General features: G+C 54.1%; 17 protein-coding genes, 4 tRNA genes and 2 other RNA genes. 10 read left to right on the top strand and 13 right to left on the bottom strand.

Annotated elements, in window-relative coordinates; all coding sequences use genetic code 11:
• Positions 1-134: 134 nt before the first annotated feature.
• The 6 genes from C3708_RS16130 to pdxK all read left to right on the top strand — a co-directional run bounded on the left by C3708_RS16130 (position 135) and on the right by pdxK (position 5,812).
• Positions 135-1,151, top strand: coding sequence for a sulfate ABC transporter substrate-binding protein (locus C3708_RS16130; RefSeq protein WP_103949719.1), 1,017 nt, complete (start codon positions 135-137; stop codon positions 1,149-1,151).
• Entirely contained in the window at positions 1,151-1,984 is an 834-nt protein-coding gene (cysT, locus tag C3708_RS16135; protein WP_095282831.1) for a sulfate/thiosulfate ABC transporter permease CysT, read from the top strand. Before C3708_RS16130 ends, cysT begins: the two co-directional genes overlap by 1 nt.
• A complete protein-coding gene (gene cysW / locus C3708_RS16140) occupies positions 1,984-2,859 on the top strand; it encodes a sulfate/thiosulfate ABC transporter permease CysW (protein WP_103949720.1) in 876 nt (291 codons plus the stop codon). The genes cysT and cysW overlap by 1 nt, the downstream gene beginning before the upstream one ends.
• Entirely contained in the window at positions 2,849-3,943 is a 1,095-nt protein-coding gene (cysA, locus tag C3708_RS16145) for a sulfate/thiosulfate ABC transporter ATP-binding protein CysA (protein ID WP_103947335.1), read from the top strand. Before cysW ends, cysA begins: the two co-directional genes overlap by 11 nt.
• Before the next feature lie 115 nt (positions 3,944-4,058).
• On the top strand, positions 4,059-4,970 hold the full coding sequence (cysM, locus tag C3708_RS16150) for a cysteine synthase CysM (RefSeq protein WP_103949721.1): 912 nt from the start codon (positions 4,059-4,061) through the stop codon (positions 4,968-4,970).
• Between the two features lie 5 nt (positions 4,971-4,975).
• The gene (gene pdxK, locus C3708_RS16155; RefSeq protein WP_103949722.1) at positions 4,976-5,812 is read left to right on the top strand and encodes a pyridoxine/pyridoxal/pyridoxamine kinase; all 837 of its coding nucleotides are present in this window, start codon (positions 4,976-4,978) and stop codon (positions 5,810-5,812) included.
• A gap of 44 nt (positions 5,813-5,856) precedes the next feature.
• Here pdxK and crr read toward each other — a convergent pair whose 3' ends face one another.
• From crr to cysZ, 5 genes are all read right to left on the bottom strand, one after another.
• On the bottom strand, positions 5,857-6,366 hold the full coding sequence (crr, locus tag C3708_RS16160; RefSeq protein WP_049841435.1) for a PTS glucose transporter subunit IIA: 510 nt from the start codon (positions 6,364-6,366) through the stop codon (positions 5,857-5,859).
• A 40-nt stretch (positions 6,367-6,406) separates the two neighbouring features.
• Positions 6,407-8,134, bottom strand: a complete 1,728-nt coding sequence (ptsI, locus tag C3708_RS16165) for a phosphoenolpyruvate-protein phosphotransferase PtsI (RefSeq protein ID WP_095282826.1) — start codon at positions 8,132-8,134, stop codon at positions 6,407-6,409.
• A 43-nt stretch (positions 8,135-8,177) separates the two neighbouring features.
• Positions 8,178-8,435 (bottom strand): phosphocarrier protein Hpr, encoded by a 258-nt coding sequence (gene ptsH, locus C3708_RS16170; protein ID WP_000487600.1) that lies wholly within the window; start codon positions 8,433-8,435, stop codon positions 8,178-8,180.
• A 317-nt stretch (positions 8,436-8,752) separates the two neighbouring features.
• Positions 8,753-9,724, bottom strand: a complete 972-nt coding sequence (cysK, locus tag C3708_RS16175; protein WP_095282825.1) for a cysteine synthase A — start codon at positions 9,722-9,724, stop codon at positions 8,753-8,755.
• Between the two features lie 162 nt (positions 9,725-9,886).
• Positions 9,887-10,648 (bottom strand): sulfate transporter CysZ, encoded by a 762-nt coding sequence (gene cysZ / locus C3708_RS16180; protein ID WP_103947338.1) that lies wholly within the window; start codon positions 10,646-10,648, stop codon positions 9,887-9,889.
• Positions 10,649-10,878: 230 nt separating this feature from the next.
• On the opposite strand from cysZ, the gene zipA reads away from it, so the two are divergent.
• The 3 genes from zipA to C3708_RS16195 all read left to right on the top strand — a co-directional run bounded on the left by zipA (position 10,879) and on the right by C3708_RS16195 (position 14,148).
• Complete coding sequence (gene zipA, locus C3708_RS16185; RefSeq protein ID WP_095282823.1) at positions 10,879-11,847, top strand: cell division protein ZipA; 969 nt, start codon at positions 10,879-10,881, stop codon at positions 11,845-11,847.
• A 68-nt stretch (positions 11,848-11,915) separates the two neighbouring features.
• Positions 11,916-13,931, top strand: a complete 2,016-nt coding sequence (gene ligA / locus C3708_RS16190; RefSeq protein ID WP_103949723.1) for an NAD-dependent DNA ligase LigA — start codon at positions 11,916-11,918, stop codon at positions 13,929-13,931.
• A 1-nt stretch (position 13,932) separates the two neighbouring features.
• Complete coding sequence (locus tag C3708_RS16195; RefSeq protein WP_095282821.1) at positions 13,933-14,148, top strand: DUF3820 family protein; 216 nt, start codon at positions 13,933-13,935, stop codon at positions 14,146-14,148.
• On the opposite strand, the gene C3708_RS16200 is transcribed toward C3708_RS16195, so the two are convergent.
• On the bottom strand, positions 14,145-15,140 hold the full coding sequence (locus tag C3708_RS16200; RefSeq protein ID WP_103949724.1) for a bile acid:sodium symporter family protein: 996 nt from the start codon (positions 15,138-15,140) through the stop codon (positions 14,145-14,147). The two genes, C3708_RS16195 and C3708_RS16200, sit on opposite strands and share 4 nt — an antisense overlap.
• Before the next feature lie 89 nt (positions 15,141-15,229).
• Between C3708_RS16200 and C3708_RS16205 the strand changes: the two genes are divergently transcribed.
• Positions 15,230-16,165 carry a LysR family transcriptional regulator gene (locus C3708_RS16205; protein ID WP_103949725.1) on the top strand — a complete coding sequence of 312 codons (936 nt, stop codon included), beginning with the start codon at positions 15,230-15,232 and terminating at the stop codon, positions 16,163-16,165.
• Here the strand turns inward: C3708_RS16205 and C3708_RS16210 are convergent.
• From C3708_RS16210 to C3708_RS16240, 7 genes are all read right to left on the bottom strand, one after another.
• On the bottom strand, positions 16,162-16,503 hold the full coding sequence (locus C3708_RS16210) for a FlxA-like family protein (RefSeq protein WP_158251372.1): 342 nt from the start codon (positions 16,501-16,503) through the stop codon (positions 16,162-16,164). The two genes, C3708_RS16205 and C3708_RS16210, sit on opposite strands and share 4 nt — an antisense overlap.
• Before the next feature lie 134 nt (positions 16,504-16,637).
• Positions 16,638-16,761: non-coding RNA, RtT sRNA (locus C3708_RS16215), on the bottom strand.
• 29 nt (positions 16,762-16,790) lie between these two features.
• Positions 16,791-16,914: non-coding RNA, RtT sRNA (locus tag C3708_RS16220), on the bottom strand.
• Between the two features lie 29 nt (positions 16,915-16,943).
• Positions 16,944-17,019, bottom strand: a tRNA-Lys gene (locus tag C3708_RS16225).
• A 3-nt stretch (positions 17,020-17,022) separates the two neighbouring features.
• Positions 17,023-17,098: transfer RNA gene (locus tag C3708_RS16230), tRNA-Val, on the bottom strand.
• Positions 17,099-17,131: 33 nt separating this feature from the next.
• Positions 17,132-17,207, bottom strand: a tRNA-Val gene (locus C3708_RS16235).
• 43 nt (positions 17,208-17,250) lie between these two features.
• Positions 17,251-17,326: transfer RNA gene (locus C3708_RS16240), tRNA-Val, on the bottom strand.
• Positions 17,327-17,537 lie beyond the last annotated feature (211 nt).

Below are 17,537 nucleotides of genomic sequence, written 5' to 3' on the forward strand. Positions count from 1 at the left end.
CCGCACCCCGCCTGGTACCCTTATTCCCTTTTCTGCTGCTAAATCACCAAACGGTATATAAAACCGTTACTCCTTTCGTACCCGTTATAAATATTATGGCAATAAGTTAGTCATCACATTTATAAGGGTGCGCAATGGCCGTTACTGTACTGAAAAAAGGATATCTGGCGCTGGCAGCTTCCGTGCTGCTGGTTGCACAGGCGCAGGCGACTGAGCTGCTCAACAGTTCCTATGATGTTTCCCGCGAACTGTTTGCCGCCCTGAACCCGCCGTTTGAACAGCAGTGGGCGAAAGACAATAACGGCGACAAGCTGACCATCAAGCAATCTCACGCGGGCTCTTCCAAGCAGGCGCTGGCGATTTTGCAGGGCCTGAAAGCCGATGTGGTGACCTACAACCAGATTACCGACGTGCAGATCCTGCATGACAAAGGCAACCTGATCCCGGCGGACTGGCAGAGCCGTCTGCCGAACAACAGCTCGCCGTTCTACTCCACAATGGCGTTCCTGGTGCGTAAGGGTAACCCGAAGAACATCCACGACTGGAACGATCTGGTGCGTTCTGACGTGAAGCTGATCTTCCCGAATCCAAAAACCTCCGGTAACGCGCGTTATACCTATCTCGCGGCCTGGGGTGCAGCCGATAAAGCCGACGGCGGCGATAAAGCCAAAACCGAACAGTTCATGACCCAGTTCCTGAGAAACGTCGAAGTGTTCGATACCGGCGGTCGCGGGGCGACCACCACCTTCGTGGAGCGCGGTCTGGGGGATGTGCTGATAAGCTTCGAATCGGAAGTGAACAACATCCGTAAACAGTATGAAGCGCAGGGCTTCGAAGTGGTGGTGCCGAAGGTCAATATCTTTGCGGAATTCCCGGTGGCGTGGGTGGATAAAAACGTCAAATCCAACGGCACCGAGAAAGCGGCGAAAGCGTACCTGAACTATCTCTACAGCCCACAGGCGCAAACCATCATCACCGACTATTACTATCGCGTGGCGAATCCGGACGTGATGGACAAGCTGAAAGACAAATTCCCGCAGACCGAGCTGTTCCGCGTGGAAGACCAGTTTGGCTCCTGGCCTGAAGTGATGAAAACCCACTTCACCACCGGCGGTGAGCTGGACAAACTGCTGGCGGCGGGGCGTAAGTAATGTTAGCCGTCTCCTCCAGACGTGTGCTGCCGGGCTTTACCTTAAGCCTCGGGACCAGCCTGCTGTTCGTCTGTCTGATTTTGTTGTTGCCGTTAAGTGCGCTGGTGATGCAGCTGGCGCAGATGAGCTGGGCGCAGTACTGGGAAGTCATCACCAACCCGCAGGTGGTGGCGGCCTATAAAGTGACGCTGCTGTCGGCGTTTGTGGCATCGATTTTCAACGGCGTATTCGGCCTGCTGATGGCGTGGATCTTAACCCGCTATCGCTTTCCGGGCCGCACACTGCTCGACGCGCTGATGGATTTACCTTTCGCGCTGCCGACGGCGGTCGCCGGTTTGACTCTGGCGTCGCTGTTTTCGGTGAACGGATTTTACGGCCAGTGGCTGGCGCAGTTCGACATCAAAGTGACCTATACCTGGCTTGGGATCGCGGTGGCGATGGCTTTCACCAGCATCCCGTTTGTGGTACGTACCGTGCAGCCCGTTCTCGAAGAGTTAGGACCGGAATACGAAGAAGCCGCCGAAACGCTGGGTGCGACGCGCATTCAGAGCTTCTGCAAAGTGGTATTACCGGAGCTCTCTCCGGCGCTGCTGGCCGGCGTGGCGCTGTCGTTCACCCGTAGCCTCGGCGAGTTTGGCGCGGTCATTTTTATCGCCGGGAATATTGCGTGGAAAACCGAAGTCACCTCGCTGATGATTTTTGTGCGCTTGCAGGAGTTTGACTATCCTGCGGCAAGCGCGATTGCCTCGGTGATCCTCGCCGCGTCACTGCTGCTGCTGTTCTCGATTAACACTCTGCAAAGTCGCTTTGGTCGGCGTGTGGTAGGTCACTGATGGCGGAAGTTACTCAATTGAAGCGCTACGACGCCCCCCGCATCAACTGGGGAAAATGGTTTCTGATTGGCACCGGAATACTGGTATCCGCCTTTATTCTCGTGGTGCCGATGGTTTACATCTTCGTGCAGGCGTTCAGCAAGGGGATTATGCCCGCGCTGCAAAACCTGGCCGACCCGGACATGCTGCACGCGATTTGGCTGACGGTGATGATCGCCCTGATTTCCGTGCCGGTGAATCTGGTGTTCGGGATTTTGCTGGCGTGGCTGGTGACGCGCTTTGACTTTCCGGGCCGTCAGCTGTTGCTGACCCTGCTGGATATTCCGTTTGCGGTCTCACCGGTGGTTGCCGGTCTGATTTATCTGCTGTTTTACGGCTCCAACGGGCCGCTCGGCGGCTGGCTCGACGAGCACAACCTGCAAATTATGTTCGCCTGGCCGGGCATGGTGCTGGTGACGGTATTCGTGACCTGTCCGTTTGTGGTGCGTGAGCTGGTGCCGGTGATGTTAAGCCAGGGCAGCCACGAAGACGAAGCGGCGATCCTGCTGGGCGCATCCGGCTGGCAGATGTTCAGGCGTGTGACGCTGCCGAACATCCGCTGGGCACTGCTGTACGGCGTGGTGCTGACCAACGCGCGCGCGATCGGTGAGTTTGGCGCGGTGTCGGTGGTGTCCGGCTCGATTCGCGGCGAAACCCTGTCGCTACCGCTACAAATTGAATTGCTGGAGCAGGATTATAACACCGTCGGTTCCTTTACCGCCGCAGCCCTGCTGACGCTGATGGCTATTTTGACCTTGTTTTTAAAGAGTGTGGTGCAGTGGCGTTTAGAGAATCAGGAAAAACGCCTGCAGCAGGAGGGAAATCATGAGCATTGAGATTGCCAATATTAAGAAGTCTTTTGGTCGCACCCAGGTGCTGAACGATATCTCGCTGGATATCCCTTCCGGACAGATGGTGGCGCTGCTTGGGCCATCCGGTTCCGGTAAAACCACGCTGCTGCGTATTATTGCCGGTCTCGAGCATCAGACCAGCGGGCACATTCGTTTCCACGGAACCGATGTCAGCCGCCTGCATGCTCGCGATCGTAAAGTCGGTTTTGTGTTCCAGCATTACGCCCTGTTCCGCCATATGACGGTGTTCGATAACATCGCCTTTGGCCTGACCGTATTGCCGCGCCGCGAGCGCCCAAATGCCGCGACCATCAAAGCGAAAGTGACCAAACTGCTGGAAATGGTGCAGCTGGCCCATCTCGCTGATCGCTACCCGGCGCAGCTTTCCGGTGGGCAGAAACAGCGCGTGGCGCTGGCGCGTGCCCTGGCTGTTGAGCCGCAAATTCTGCTGCTCGACGAACCTTTTGGTGCGCTGGACGCCCAGGTGCGTAAAGAGCTTAGGCGCTGGCTGCGTCAGCTGCATGAAGAGCTGAAATTCACCAGCGTCTTCGTGACCCACGATCAGGAAGAGGCGATGGAAGTCGCCGATCGCGTGGTCGTGATGAGCCAGGGGAATATCGAACAGGTTGATGAGCCTGAACAGCTGTGGCGCGAGCCAGCGACCCGCTTCGTGCTGGAGTTTATGGGCGAAGTTAACCGCATGCAGGGTAACATTCGCGGCGGACAGTTCCATGTCGGCGCGCACCGCTGGCCGCTGGGCTACACGCCTGCCCATCAGGGACCGGTCGATCTGTTCCTGCGCCCGTGGGAAGTGGACGTTAGCCGCCGCACCAGCCTCGATTCCCCGCTGCCGGTACAAGTACTGGAAGCGAGCCCTAAAGGTCACTACACCCATCTGGTGGTACAACCGTTGGGCTGGTATACCGAGCCGTTGACGGTGGTGATGCGTGATGAAGAGGCTCCGTCACGCGGCGATCGTCTGTTTGTCGGCTTACAACATGCCCGAATCTATCACGGCAACGAGCGTATCGAGTCGCGCGAGAGTCTTGCTCTGGCGGAGTCGGCCTGATAGGTTAATTAGACGTGGTATTTGCCGGGTGGCGCAGCGCTTACCCGGCCTACAAAACGATCCCTGTAGGCCCGGTAAGCGAAAGCGCCACCGGGCTTTTTATTGGACAGAATTCGTGAACACATTAGAACACACCATCGGCAACACCCCTCTGGTCAAACTACAGCGTATGCATCCCGGTAACGGCAGCGAAATTTGGGTCAAACTGGAAGGCAATAATCCTGCGGGTTCTGTTAAAGACAGGGCGGCGCTGTCGATGATTGTAGAAGCTGAAAAGCGCGGGGAAATCAAACCCGGCGACGTGCTGATCGAAGCGACCAGCGGCAACACCGGCATTGCGCTGGCGATGATTGCGGCGCTGAAAGGCTATCGCATGAAGCTGCTGATGCCGGACAACATGAGCCAGGAGCGTCGTGCTGCGATGCGTGCTTACGGTGCGGAACTGATTCTCGTGACCAAAGAGCAGGGGATGGAAGGGGCGCGCGATCTGGCACTCGAAATGGCCCAGCGCGGCGAAGGAAAACTGCTGGATCAGTTCAATAATCCCGATAACCCTTACGCGCACTACACCACCACTGGCCCCGAAATCTGGCGTCAAACTGACGGACGCATCAGTCATTTCGTCTCCAGCATGGGGACTACCGGAACCATTACTGGCGTGTCGCGTTTTTTGCGCGAACAGCAAAGCAAGGTGACGATTGTTGGCCTGCAACCGGAAGAGGGGAGCAGCATTCCGGGTATTCGGCGCTGGCCTGCGGAATACATGCCGGGGATTTTTAATGCCCAGCTTGTGGACCAGGTGCTGGATATTCATCAGCGTGAGGCGGAAAATACCATGCGTGAACTGGCGGTGCGTGAAGGCATTTTCTGTGGCGTCAGTTCGGGTGGCGCGGTAGCTGGAGCGTTGCGCGTGGCGCAGGCGAATCCGGGCGCGGTGGTGGTCGCAATTATCTGCGATCGCGGCGATCGTTATCTGTCTACCGGGGTCTTTGGTGAAGAGAGTTATTCGCAGGGGGCGGGGATTTAAGCGTCATGGAGATGATTTTATTTCGGGATAAAACCCGTGCGCAGCAGACGGATATCGTGGCTGTGCAGTCGCAGGTGGTTTACGGCAGCGTGGGCAACAGCATTGCGGTGCCGAATATCAGACAACATCAGTTGACCGTTACGGCAGTTCCAACGGTGCTGTTCAGCAATACCCCGCATTACGACACGTTTTACGGCGGCGTGATCCCCGACGACTGGTTCAGCGGCTACCTGCAAGCGCTGGAAGAACGCGATGTGTTGCGCGAGCTTAAAGCGGTGACCACCGGCTATATGGGCAGCGCCAGCCAGATTAAAATCCTGGCCCAGTGGCTTGTCGCGATCAAAGCAAAACACCCGGATTTGCTGGTACTGGTCGACCCGGTGATTGGCGATATCGACAGCGGTATCTACGTGAAGCCTGAAATTCCTGAAGCCTATCGCCAGCATTTACTGCCGCTGGCGCAGGGAATTACGCCGAATGTTTTTGAGCTGGAAGTGCTAAGCGATCAACCGTGCCGCACCCCGGAGAGCGCTGTGGCTGCGGCAAAAAGTTTGCTGTCCGACACGCTGAAATGGGTAGCGATTACTAGCGCGCCGGTGGAGTCTGACCCGGAGAACATTCACGTGGTTCTGGTGACGAAAGACGCTGTGACGGTAACGGATCATCCGCGTGTTGCGACTGACCTGAAAGGAACCGGCGATCTGTTCTGTTCAGAGCTGGTAAGCGGCATTGTGCAGGGCAAGGACGTGGCCGATGCAATCCGCTGTGCAGGCGATCGGGTCACTGAGGTGATGAAGTACACCCAGGAAAAGGGCTTTGACGAGCTAATCCTCCCCGCATAAACAAAAATGGCGCCCGAAGGCGCCATTTTTCTGTGCGGCAAGAATTACTTCTTGATGCGGATCACCGGGGTTTCGCCCACGGTCACGCTGCCAGACAGTTTGATCAGTTCTTTGATTTCGTCCATGTTGGAGATAACAACCGGAGTCAGGGTAGACTTGGCTTTCTCTTCCAGCAGCGCCAGATCGAATTCGATCACCGGGTCGCCAACTTTCACACGCTGGCCTTCTTCAGCGATACGCTTGAAGCCTTCGCCTTTCAGCTCAACGGTGTCGATACCGAAGTGTACGAACAGTTCGATACCGCTATCAGATTCGATAGAGAACGCATGGTTGGTTTCAAAAATTTTACCGATGGTGCCGTCAACTGGCGCAACCATTTTGTTACCAGTTGGTTTGATAGCAATACCATCACCAACGATTTTTTCGGCAAATACTACATCCGGCACGTCTTCGATATTGACGATTTCGCCAGACAGCGGAGCAATAATCTCAATAGTTCCGGTGTCTTTCTTATCATCAGAAACCAGAGATTTCAGTTTATCGAACAAACCCATGATCTTCTCCTAAGCAGTAATTTGGGCCGCATCTCGTGGATTAGCAGATTGTTTTTTCTTCAATGAACTTGTTAACCAGCGTCATTAACTCGTCCGTTGTCGGTTGAGCAAGAGCCTGCTCTGCTAACACCTTCGCATCTTCGAAGTTCGTGTTACGGATAATCTTCTTAATGCGCGGGATGGAAATGGCGCTCATAGAGAATTCGTCCAGACCCATACCCAGCAACAGAAGTGTAGCACGTTCGTCGCCTGCAAGCTCACCACACATGCCTGTCCATTTACCTTCAGCATGAGAAGCATCAATAACTTGCTTGATTAGCGTGAGTACGGACGGTGACATTGGTTGGTAGAGATGTGAAATCATATCATTACCACGGTCAACTGCCAGGGTGTACTGCGTTAAATCATTGGTGCCAATACTAAAGAAGTCGACTTCTTTGGCCAAATGACGAGCAATCGTTGCTGCCGCTGGTGTTTCCACCATCACGCCCACTTCGATAGTTTCATCAAAGGCTTTACCTTCTTCACGCAGCTGCGCCTTCATGATTTCGATCTCAGCTTTCAGTGCACGCACTTCTTCAACAGAGATGATCATTGGGAACATGATGCGCAATTTACCGAATACAGAAGCACGCAGGATTGCACGTACCTGCGCGTACAGGATCTCTTTACGATCCATCGCGATACGCACTGCACGCCAGCCCAGGAATGGGTTTTCTTCTTTCGGGAAGTTCATGTACGGCAGCTCTTTGTCGCCACCGATATCCATAGTACGTACGATAACCGCTTGTGAGCCACAGGCTTCAGCAACCGCTTTGTACGCCGCAAACTGCTCATCTTCAGTTGGCAGTGAGTCACGGTCCATGAACAGGAACTCAGTACGATACAGACCCACGCCTTCCGCGCCGTTGCGCTCAGCGCCGTCAACGTCACGGACGGTACCGATGTTCGCGCAAACTTCCACCTGATGACCGTCCAGCGTAATGGCTGGCAGATCTTTCAGTTTGGCCAGTTCCGCTTTTTCAGAAGCGACTTGCTCCTGAACGGCACGCAGTTGTTCGATTTCTTCGTTGGTTGGGTTGACGTAAACCAGATTGTTTACGGCATCCAGAATCAGATAGTCGTCGTTTTTCACCTGAGAGGTGACGCTACCGGTACCCACGATGGCTGGCAATTCCAGAGAACGCGCCATGATTGAGGTGTGGGAAGTACGGCCACCGGCGTCGGTGATGAAACCCAGCACCTTTTTGAGGTTCAGCTGTGCGGTTTCAGACGGCGTCAGGTCAGCGGCAACCAGGATAACTTCGTCCTGGATAGAGCTGAGGTCGATAATCGCCAGACCCAGGATGTTGCGCAGCAGGCGCTTACCGATATCACGTACGTCAGCCGCACGTTCTTTCAGGTATTCATCATCCAGTTCTTCGAGGGCAGTAGCCTGGCCTTCGATAATTTCATGTGCAGCCGCGTCGGCCGTCATGCCCTTATCTTTAATCAGGGCTATGATTTCCTGCTCCAGCTCCTCATCTTCGAGCAGCATGATGTGCCCTTCGAAGATGGCTTCTTTTTCTTCACCGAAAGTTTCGCCAGCTTTAGTTTTGATCGCTTCCAGCTGCGCTGATGCCTTGGCACGACCGCTCAGAAAACGCTCAACTTCCTGATCAACCTTGTCGGCAGAAATTTTTTTCCGGTCGATGACGATCTCGTCTTCTTTCAGCAGAAGTGCTTTGCCGAAAGCGATACCCGGGGATGCTAAAATGCCTGAAATCATAACCCTACCTTACTTGTGACTGATATTAAAAAGAACCCGGAACTTACTCGAGCTCAGCCATCAGTTTAACCAGATGCTCAACTGCTTTCTGCTCGTCTTCACCTTCCGCAGAGATGGTGACAACGGTACCCTGAGTCAGGCCCAGAGTTTGCAGCTTAAACAGGCTTTTTGCGCTAGCGCTTTTGCCGTTGGAGGTCACAGTGATCTCAGAAGTGAAGCCTTTTGCTTCTTTAACAAACTGAGCAGCAGGGCGGGTGTGCAGACCGTTTGGAGCAGTAATGGTAACTTCTTGCTGGAACATTGTATTTCCCCAACTTATAGGTTTAGTGTTGTGGAACTAAAGTCTAGCCTGGCGGCTTAACTTTAGCCTGTCTTGTTAGCGCTGACGTTTCGCTCGTCATTAAACATTATGCAGTGAAAGCAAGACTTGAACCAAATCATAAAATCGATTCAGCTTCGCTATTTCCGACATTGATTAATTTCGCGCTTCAAAATAATTGTCAGGTTAAATACCAGACCCGACGGGGTGAATCAATGCCAGGAGGAGTAAAAGTTTGATGCAGGCCACAAAAAAGCACCCTTTTGGGTGCTTTTTTACGCGTTCTTAACATGCTGGCATTACTGTTGCAGTTCTTTTTCCGTGAACAGATCGGCAAACAGTGCAGTGCTTAAATAACGCTCACCCGAGGACGGTAGGATAACCACAATATTCTTATTGGTAAAGGTTTCATCTTCCTGAAGCTTAAGCGCAGCAGCCACTGCTGCACCGGAAGAGATACCGGCCAGAATACCTTCTTCGTCCATCAGACGACGCGCCGTAGAGATGGCTTCTTCATTGGTAATGGCGACCACTTTATCAATCAGCTTGAGATCGAGGTTGCCCGGAATAAAGCCTGCGCCGATGCCCTGAATTTTGTGCGGGCCTGGTTTTATCTCTTCGCCAGCCAGCGCCTGGGCGATGACAGGGGAGTCGGTTGGCTCAACGGCAACGGTGATGAGATCCTTTTTGCCTTTCGTGCCTTTAATATAGCGGCTCACGCCGGTCAGCGTCCCGCCAGTGCCGACGCCGGAGATAAACACGTCAACCTGGCCATCCGTATCTTCCCAGATTTCAGGGCCGGTGGTTTTTTCGTGGATTTCCGGGTTTGCCGGGTTGCTGAACTGCTGCAGCAGCAGGTATTTGGCCGGGTCGCTGGCGACAATTTCTTCTGCTTTCTGAATGGCACCTTTCATGCCTTTCGCGCCTTCGGTCAGAACCAGATTCGCGCCCAGTGCTTTCAGCAGCTTGCGACGCTCAATGCTCATGGTTTCTGGCATCGTCAGCGTTAATTTGTAGCCACGCGCAGCGGCAACGTAGGCCAGAGCGATACCGGTGTTGCCGCTGGTCGGTTCAACCAGTTCAACGCCAGGCTTCAGAACGCCACGTTTTTCGGCATCCCAAATCATGTTTGCACCGATACGGCATTTTACGCTGAAGCTCGGGTTACGTGATTCTACCTTCGCCAGAATGCGTCCATTACCGATACGGTTCAGTCGAACCAGTGGCGTATGACCGATAGTCAGCGAGTTGTCTTCGTAAATCTTACTCATGGCCTGTCCTTAACTGTATGAAATTGGGATACCGTCCCAGCATACCCGTTGGATAAGTATGCGGAAGTAAGGAAATCGCATATCTATATGCTGCAAGGAAATAATGGCTATCAGTATGGAATAAGGAGGGCATAAGCCGCCCCCCATTTACACAGTTTTGCATTACTTCCATAACGCGTGCTTAGCACGGTAGCAATCCACCCACATCGCGGTCGCGCCGCAGACGGCGACCGGCATGATGAACAGGTTAAGGAAAGGGATCATTGTGAACAGGCTGGTCAGGGCACCAAACTGCATATTGATGACCTTTTGCGAGCGCAGCGCCGTGCGCATCTCTTTAAACGGCACTTTATGGTTGTCGAATGGATAGTCGCAATACTGAATCGCCAGCATCCAGGCGCTAAACAGGAACCACAGCACCGGCGCAACGGTCTGGCCAATGCCGGGGATAAAATAGAGGATCAGCAGGACAATCGCGCGTGGCAGGTACCATGCAAACTTTTGCCATTCGCGCTTCATGATGCGCGGCACATCTTTCATTATGCCGAGTACGCCGGTATCAGGCGGTGTGGCCCCCGTCAGTCGTGCTTCGAGTTGTTCTGCCAACAGCCCATTAAACGGGGCGGCGATCCAGTTGGCTATCGTTGAGAAGAAATAGCCAAAAACTAACAGGACGGAGATGACCACAATCGGCCACAGCAAATAGCTCAGCCATTGCAGCCAGTCGGGGACGTGGCTCATGATGGCCGGTACCCAGCTTTCGAGTTGCGTAAACAGCCACCAGAAAGCACCACCCATCAGCAGAATGTTGATCAGCAGGGGCAGGATCACAAAACGGCGAATGCCTGGCAGGGAGACCAGTTTCCATCCCTGAGAAAAGTACCAGATACCGCTGCGCGGAGTCGTTGTTGATGTTGAAACCATAACCAGGCTGTACTCCTTTTTTCACAACCAGTGGAATTGCACGCCTATATTATCGAGTTATGGACCAATGACCAGTTCGGAAATGTTCGAAAAAACAGCAAAAAGCACGATTTCGTTCATCTTTATGCTTTGAATGCTCTGCACACACTTGCACTTGACGTAATCGGCAAATACTCTTAGTGAGTAAATGTTTGCCGTGGTGGCAAGGTGTTAGAACAACAGAGAATATAATGATGCAGGATTTGCGTCTGATATTAATCATTGTTGGCGCGATCGCCATACTCGCTTTACTGGTACATGGTTTCTGGACCAGCCGTAAAGAACGCTCCTCGATGTTTCGCGATCGCCCACTGAAGCGCATGAAGTCCAGTCGTAACGACGATGACGGTGATGACGACATCGAAGATACCGACGACGAAGGCGTGGGTGAAGTCCGCGTTCATCGGGTCAATACAACTGCGCCTGCTGCAGGTCATGGGGAGCATGAAGCGCCTCGTCAGCCTCCACAGCACCAGTACCAGCCGCCTTACGCGTCTGCACAGCCGCGCCAGCCTGTTGCTCCGCAGCCGGTTGAAGAGCCGGTGCGCCAGCCACAGCAGCCGCCTGTGCAACAGCAACCTGTGCCACAGCCCGCGCCGCAAGCGCCGCGTCCTGTTCAGCCACTGCCGCCAGAAACACCGCCGCAGCCTGTTCACACGCAGCCAGCCCCGCAGCCTGAGCCGGTCTTTGAGCCGGAGCCGGTTGTTGAAGAAGCGCCAGTGACTGAAAAGCCGCAGCGTAAAGAAACGGTGATCATCATGAACGTGGCTGCTCATCATGGCACTCAGCTCAACGGTGAAGTGTTGCTTAACAGCATCCAGCAGGCGGGTTTCAAGTTTGGCGACATGAACATTTTCCACCGCCATCTGAGCCCGGACGGCAGCGGCCCCGCGCTGTTTAGCCTGGCCAATATGGTCAATCCGGGGACTTTCGACCCGGAAATGAGCGGTGATTTCACCACGCCTGGTATCACTATCTTTATGCAGGTGCCTTCTTACGGCGATGAACTGCAAAACTTTAAGCTGATGCTGCAATCCGCCCAGCATATCGCCGATGAAGTCGGTGGTGTGGTACTCGACGATCAGCGTCGCATGATGACGCCGCAGAAACTGCGCGAGTATCAGGATCGCATCCGCGAAGTAAAGGAAGCTAACGCGTAAACGCTACGTTCTCTTCCACTCCTCCTCAACCCCCGCCTGTCGGGGGTTTTTCTCATTGATGGTGCGATATGGACTCAATCGAACAACAACTCACACAGCTACGAACCACACTTCGCCATCATGAATATTTGTATCACGTGATGGATGCACCGGAAATCCCGGATGCGGAGTATGACCGCCTGATGCGCGAACTGCGCGAGCTGGAAACACAACACCCCGATCTCATCACCCCGGATTCGCCGACGCAGCGCGTGGGTGCGGCTCCGCTGGCCTCTTTCAGCCAGGTGCGTCATGAAGTGCCGATGCTGTCACTGGATAACGTTTTCGACGAAGACAGTTTTCTCGCGTTTAACAAGCGTGTCCAGGACCGACTGAAAAGCGCTGAAACGCTGACATGGTGCTGTGAGCTGAAGCTCGACGGTCTGGCGGTGAGTATCCTGTATGAAAATGGCGTGCTGGTGCGCGCCGCCACGCGCGGCGATGGCACAACTGGTGAAGACATCACCACCAACGTGCGGACCATCCGCGCAATACCACTGAAGCTGCGCGGCGAGAACATTCCCGCACGCCTCGAAGTGCGCGGTGAAGTGTTCCTCCCGCAGGCTGGCTTTGAAAAGATTAACGATGAAGCGCGTCGCACCGGTGGAAAGCTGTTTGCTAACCCGCGTAATGCTGCGGCAGGATCGCTGCGTCAGCTTGATCCACGGATAACGGCGAAGCGCCCACTGACGTTCTTCTGCTACGGCGTGGGTATTCTTGAGGGCGGAGAACTGCCTGATACCCATCTGGGTCGCCTGCTGCAATTTAAAGAGTGGGGACTGCCGGTCAGTAATCGGGTGAAACTTTGCGACTCACCGGAAGCGGTGCTGGCATTTTATCATCAGGTCGAAGCGGACCGTCCGTCACTCGGGTTTGATATCGATGGCGTGGTCATCAAAGTGAACTCGCTGGCGCTTCAGGAACAGTTAGGTTTTGTGGCGCGTGCACCGCGTTGGGCGGTGGCCTTTAAATTCCCCGCTCAGGAACAGATGACCTTCGTGCGCGACGTGGAATTTCAGGTAGGCCGTACCGGGGCGATTACCCCGGTCGCACGTCTGGAACCTGTTCAGGTCGCGGGTGTATTGGTCAGCAATGCGACTCTGCATAACGCTGATGAAATTGCACGTCTGGGCCTGCGGATTGGCGATAAAGTCGTTGTTCGTCGCGCGGGTGATGTGATCCCCCAAGTGGTGAACGTTGTCGAATCTGAACGCCCTGATGACACTCGTGCCATTGAATTTCCGACCCACTGTCCGGTATGTGGTTCCGACGTTGAGCGCGTAGAGGGCGAGGTCGTGACGCGCTGCACTGGCGGGTTAATCTGCGGGGCGCAGCGCAAAGAAGCGCTCAAACACTTCGTCTCCCGTCGGGCGATGGATGTCGACGGGATGGGCGATAAAATTATCGATCAGTTGGTCGAGAAAGAGTATGTCCACACGCCTGCTGATCTGTTCCACTTGACGGCTGGAAAGCTGACAGGACTGGATCGCATGGGGCCAAAATCCGCGCAAAACGTGGTGAATGCGCTGGAGAAAGCCAAAGAAACGACCTTCGCACGGTTCTTGTATGCTCTGGGTATTCGTGAAGTCGGTGAGGCGACCGCTGCCGGACTGGCTGCTCATTTCGGTACGCTTGAGCTGCTCGAAAAGGCCTCGATTGACGATCTGCAAAAAGTGCCGGACGTCGGTATCGTCGTTGCCACTCACGTCTTTAACTTCTTTGCGGAAGAGAGCAACCGCGAAGTGATCGGTAAATTGCTGGAAGAGGGCATTCACTGGCCCGCACCGGTTGTCGTCAACGTCGAAGAGATCGACAGCCCGTTTGCGGGCAAAACCGTGGTACTCACCGGCAGCCTGAGTCAGTTGTCCCGTGACGACGCCAAAGCGCGTCTGGTGGCGCTGGGTGCAAAAGTGGCGGGCAGCGTATCGAAGAAAACCGATCTGGTGATTGCCGGTGAAGCGGCAGGCTCGAAACTGGCGAAAGCGCAGGAGCTGGGCATTGAAGTTATCGACGAAGCCGAAATGATTAGGCTACTGGGAGAGTAATGTGGAGAAAGAACAGCTCATCGAGATTGCCAATACCGAAATGCCATTCGGAAAATACAAGGGACGTCGATTGATTGACGTGCCGGAAGAGTATTTTCTGTGGTTTGCGCGTAAGGATCAATTCCCTGCCGGGCGACTCGGCGAGCTGATGGCTATCACACTGCTCATTAAAAGCGAAGGGCTGAGCCATCTGGTTCAGCCCCTCAAGCGTCCTTAAGCTTTCGCGGCGCGGGTCTCTTCCTGCGCCAGCTTCTCTGTCTCGCGCTTGTAACGACGCGCCATCACCGCACAGACCATCAGCTGAATCTGGTGGAAGATCATCAGCGGCAGCACCATCATGCCAATCACCGACGTCGGGAAGAGAATATTGGCCATCGGGATACCGTTGGCGAGACTCTTTTTCGAGCCGCAGAACACAATGGTGATTTCATCCGCTTTATTGAAGCCAAATTTACGGGCGGCAAAAGTATTCACTGCGATCACAATCGCCAGTAACACGATGCTCACCAGCGCGATAAACAGCAGCGAACCAATCCCGACCTTGTGCCAGATCCCATTCACTACGGCTTCGCCAAAGGCGGAGTAAACCACTAACAGAATCGAGGTCTGGTCGGTTTTGCCAATCCACTTTTTGTTTCGCGCGACGAAATCCCCGGTCCACGGACGAGAAAGATGCCCAAGCACGAACGGCAGCAACAGTTGCAGGCAGATTTTACCAACTTGCTCAAGGTTACCCTCTGCGCCATGCATATTCATCAGCAGGCCAACCAACAGCGGCGAGACAAAAATCCCCAACAGGCTGGAGGCTGATGCAGAGCAGACTGCTGCCGCAACGTTGCCGCCTGCCAGTGACGTAAACGCGATGGCCGACTGGACGGTCGCGGGCAAAATGCACAGGTACAGGAAGCCGGTATACAACGCCGGATCGACGTTCACCGGTGCCCACCAGGCGAAGAGCACGCCGAGGATCGGGAACAGAATGAAGGTGCTGCACATTACCCACAGGTGAAGTCGCCAGTGGCAGCCCCCGGCGATGATCGCTTCACGAGACAGCTTCGCCCCGTGCATGAAGAACAGCAGGGCAATAGCTGCCGTTGTCAGGCCTTCGATAAACGGAACAAAACTACCGCGCGCCGGGAAGAAAGAGGCCAGCAGGACAACGGCAATCAGCGTAAGGGTAAAGGGATCGAGAACACGAAACAGTTTCATAAACGCTCCTGAAATCAGATTTCGCTATTGTGCTTTGTTCCGTTTGAGAAATAAAATCGATTTATTGCATCCATTCATGAATAAAACAGATGAATTATTCCCTTCGTCAGCTTCGTGTTTTTGTCACCGTCGCCCAGGCCCGCAGCTTTAGCCGTGCCGGGGAGATGATCGGACTGAGCCAGTCGGCAGTGAGTCATAGCGTAAAAGAACTGGAATTACAGACCGGCGTGCGCCTGTTGGATCGTACCACGCGTGAAGTGGTACTCACCGAGGCGGGGCAGCAGCTGGCTGCGCGTCTGGAGCGCCTGCTGGATGAACTCAACAGTACGCTGCGTGACGTGGGCAGGGTGGGGAAGCAGCTTTCCGGGACAGTCCGCGTTGCGGCCAGTCAGACGATTTCTGCACATTTGATTCCGCAATGCATTGCCGAAAGTAATCGCCGCTATCCCGATATTGATTTTGTACTACACGACAGGCCGCAGCAGTGGGTTCTGGAGAGTATCAGGCAAGGTGACGTTGATTTCGGCATTGTTATCGATCCCGGTCCAGTGACAGATCTCGAATGTGAAGTCGTGCTGTCAGAACCATTTTTACTCTTGTGCCGCGAAGATGATCCTCTTGCATCGGTGTCTCAGGTGACATGGCAGTCGTTGCAGGGCGCAAATCTGGTATTACAGGATTATGCATCGGGAAGCCGACCGCTGATAGATGCGGCACTTGCTCAGCAGAGGGTGAACGCGACAATTGTGCAGGAGATTGGACATCCCGCGACGCTTTTCCCAATGGTGGAGGCCGGGATTGGCATCAGCGTGTTACCCGCGCTGGCGCTGCCGTTGCCGCAGGGGAGTAGGCTTGTTGTCAGGCGTTTCACGCCGTGCATAGAACGTAAACTGATGCTGGCGCGGCGTAAAAATCGCTCGCTTTCTGGTGCGGCTCATGCGCTTTGGGAGGTAGTACGTATGCAGGCACAGCGATTGATGGAGGCCCGCATACGCGATCCGTTATTTAATGCTCCAGAGGATTAGATGTAGATATCAATCTGGTGATCGGCGGAAGGTGAATTAACGCCTTCTATTTTGCCCTGTTTTTGATCTTGTTTTTGCTGGGCTTCTTCAGCCTGCTGGCGCTGTAATTGTGCCAGTTGGGCTTGCAGCATTTTGATCTGAGCCTGAAGCAGCTCCTGCTGTTTTTTCTTATCCTCGGTGCTGCCGCTACCGTTCGCGACATCCTTAAGTTGCTGAGTCAGCTTAGTGATTTGCGATGTCAGGCGGCTAATCTGCGAAGCGATACCGCTTGCACCGGAACTGCTGCCACCGCTGCTGCCGGTCTGCACTGAAGGAGTTGATGTCTGTATTGTTGTCATTTTAAATCCTCTCGCCATAAAACAAGCATATCGGCAAATAAACCCATAGCTTGAGGGGACCTGCCAGATCTGGGAGGGAGAAAATTCAGGAATCGCAGATAGCAAAAAAGCGCCTTTAGGGCGCTTTTTTACATTGGTGGGGCGTGCAGGATAACTCGCTTCGCTCGCCCTTCGGGCCGTCGCCTTACGGCTCCGTTGCCTCACTGCGTTCGGCTCGAACCTGCTGCAGGTTCGAATCTTGAATATCGCAGATAGCAAAAAAGCGCCTTTAGGGCGCTTTTTTACATTGGTGGGGCGTGCAGGATGACTCGCTTCGCTCGCCCTTCGGGCCGTCGCCTTACGGCTCCGTTGCCTCACTGCGTTCGGCTCGAACCTGCTCCAGGTTCGAATCTTGAATATCGCAGATAGCAAAAAAGCGCCTTTAGGGCGCTTTTTTACATTGGTGGGGCGTGCAGGATTCGAACCTGCGACCAATTGATTAAAAGTCAACTGCTCTACCAACTGAGCTAACGCCCCGAATGGTGGGTGATGACGGGCTCGAACCGCCGACCCCCTCCGTGTAAAGGAGGTGCTCTACCAACTGAGCTAATCACCCAAACTTCGGTACTGCTATTACAAGAGAAGATAATGGTGGGTGATGACGGGCTCGAACCGCCGACCCCCTCCGTGTAAAGGAGGTGCTCTACCAACTGAGCTAATCACCCAAATCTTATCTCTTGCTACACTGCGGTATCACTCACAAATGAATGGTGGGTGATGACGGGCTCGAACCGCCGACCCCCTCCGTGTAAAGGAGGTGCTCTACCAACTGAGCTAATCACCCCCGCTGTGTGGAGTCGCATTATAGGGAGAGTTGAAAATGAGTCAACGCCTTTTCTAAAGATTTTGTTTGTTCGTCGTAAAATTAAACAAACGGATCACAAAATGGCCCGCGCAGCATGATTTCTAAACAAATTTAGTAAACCTGCACGTCAATAAGGCAACATCATTGAGGAATCGGCCCACAGTGATAGAATATTGCCCATTGTTTTTAT

Origin of the sequence: Lelliottia sp. 7254-16 (assembly GCF_002922995.1) — a bacterium.
In the GTDB taxonomy this organism is placed as follows: domain Bacteria; phylum Pseudomonadota; class Gammaproteobacteria; order Enterobacterales; family Enterobacteriaceae; genus Enterobacter; species Enterobacter jeotgali.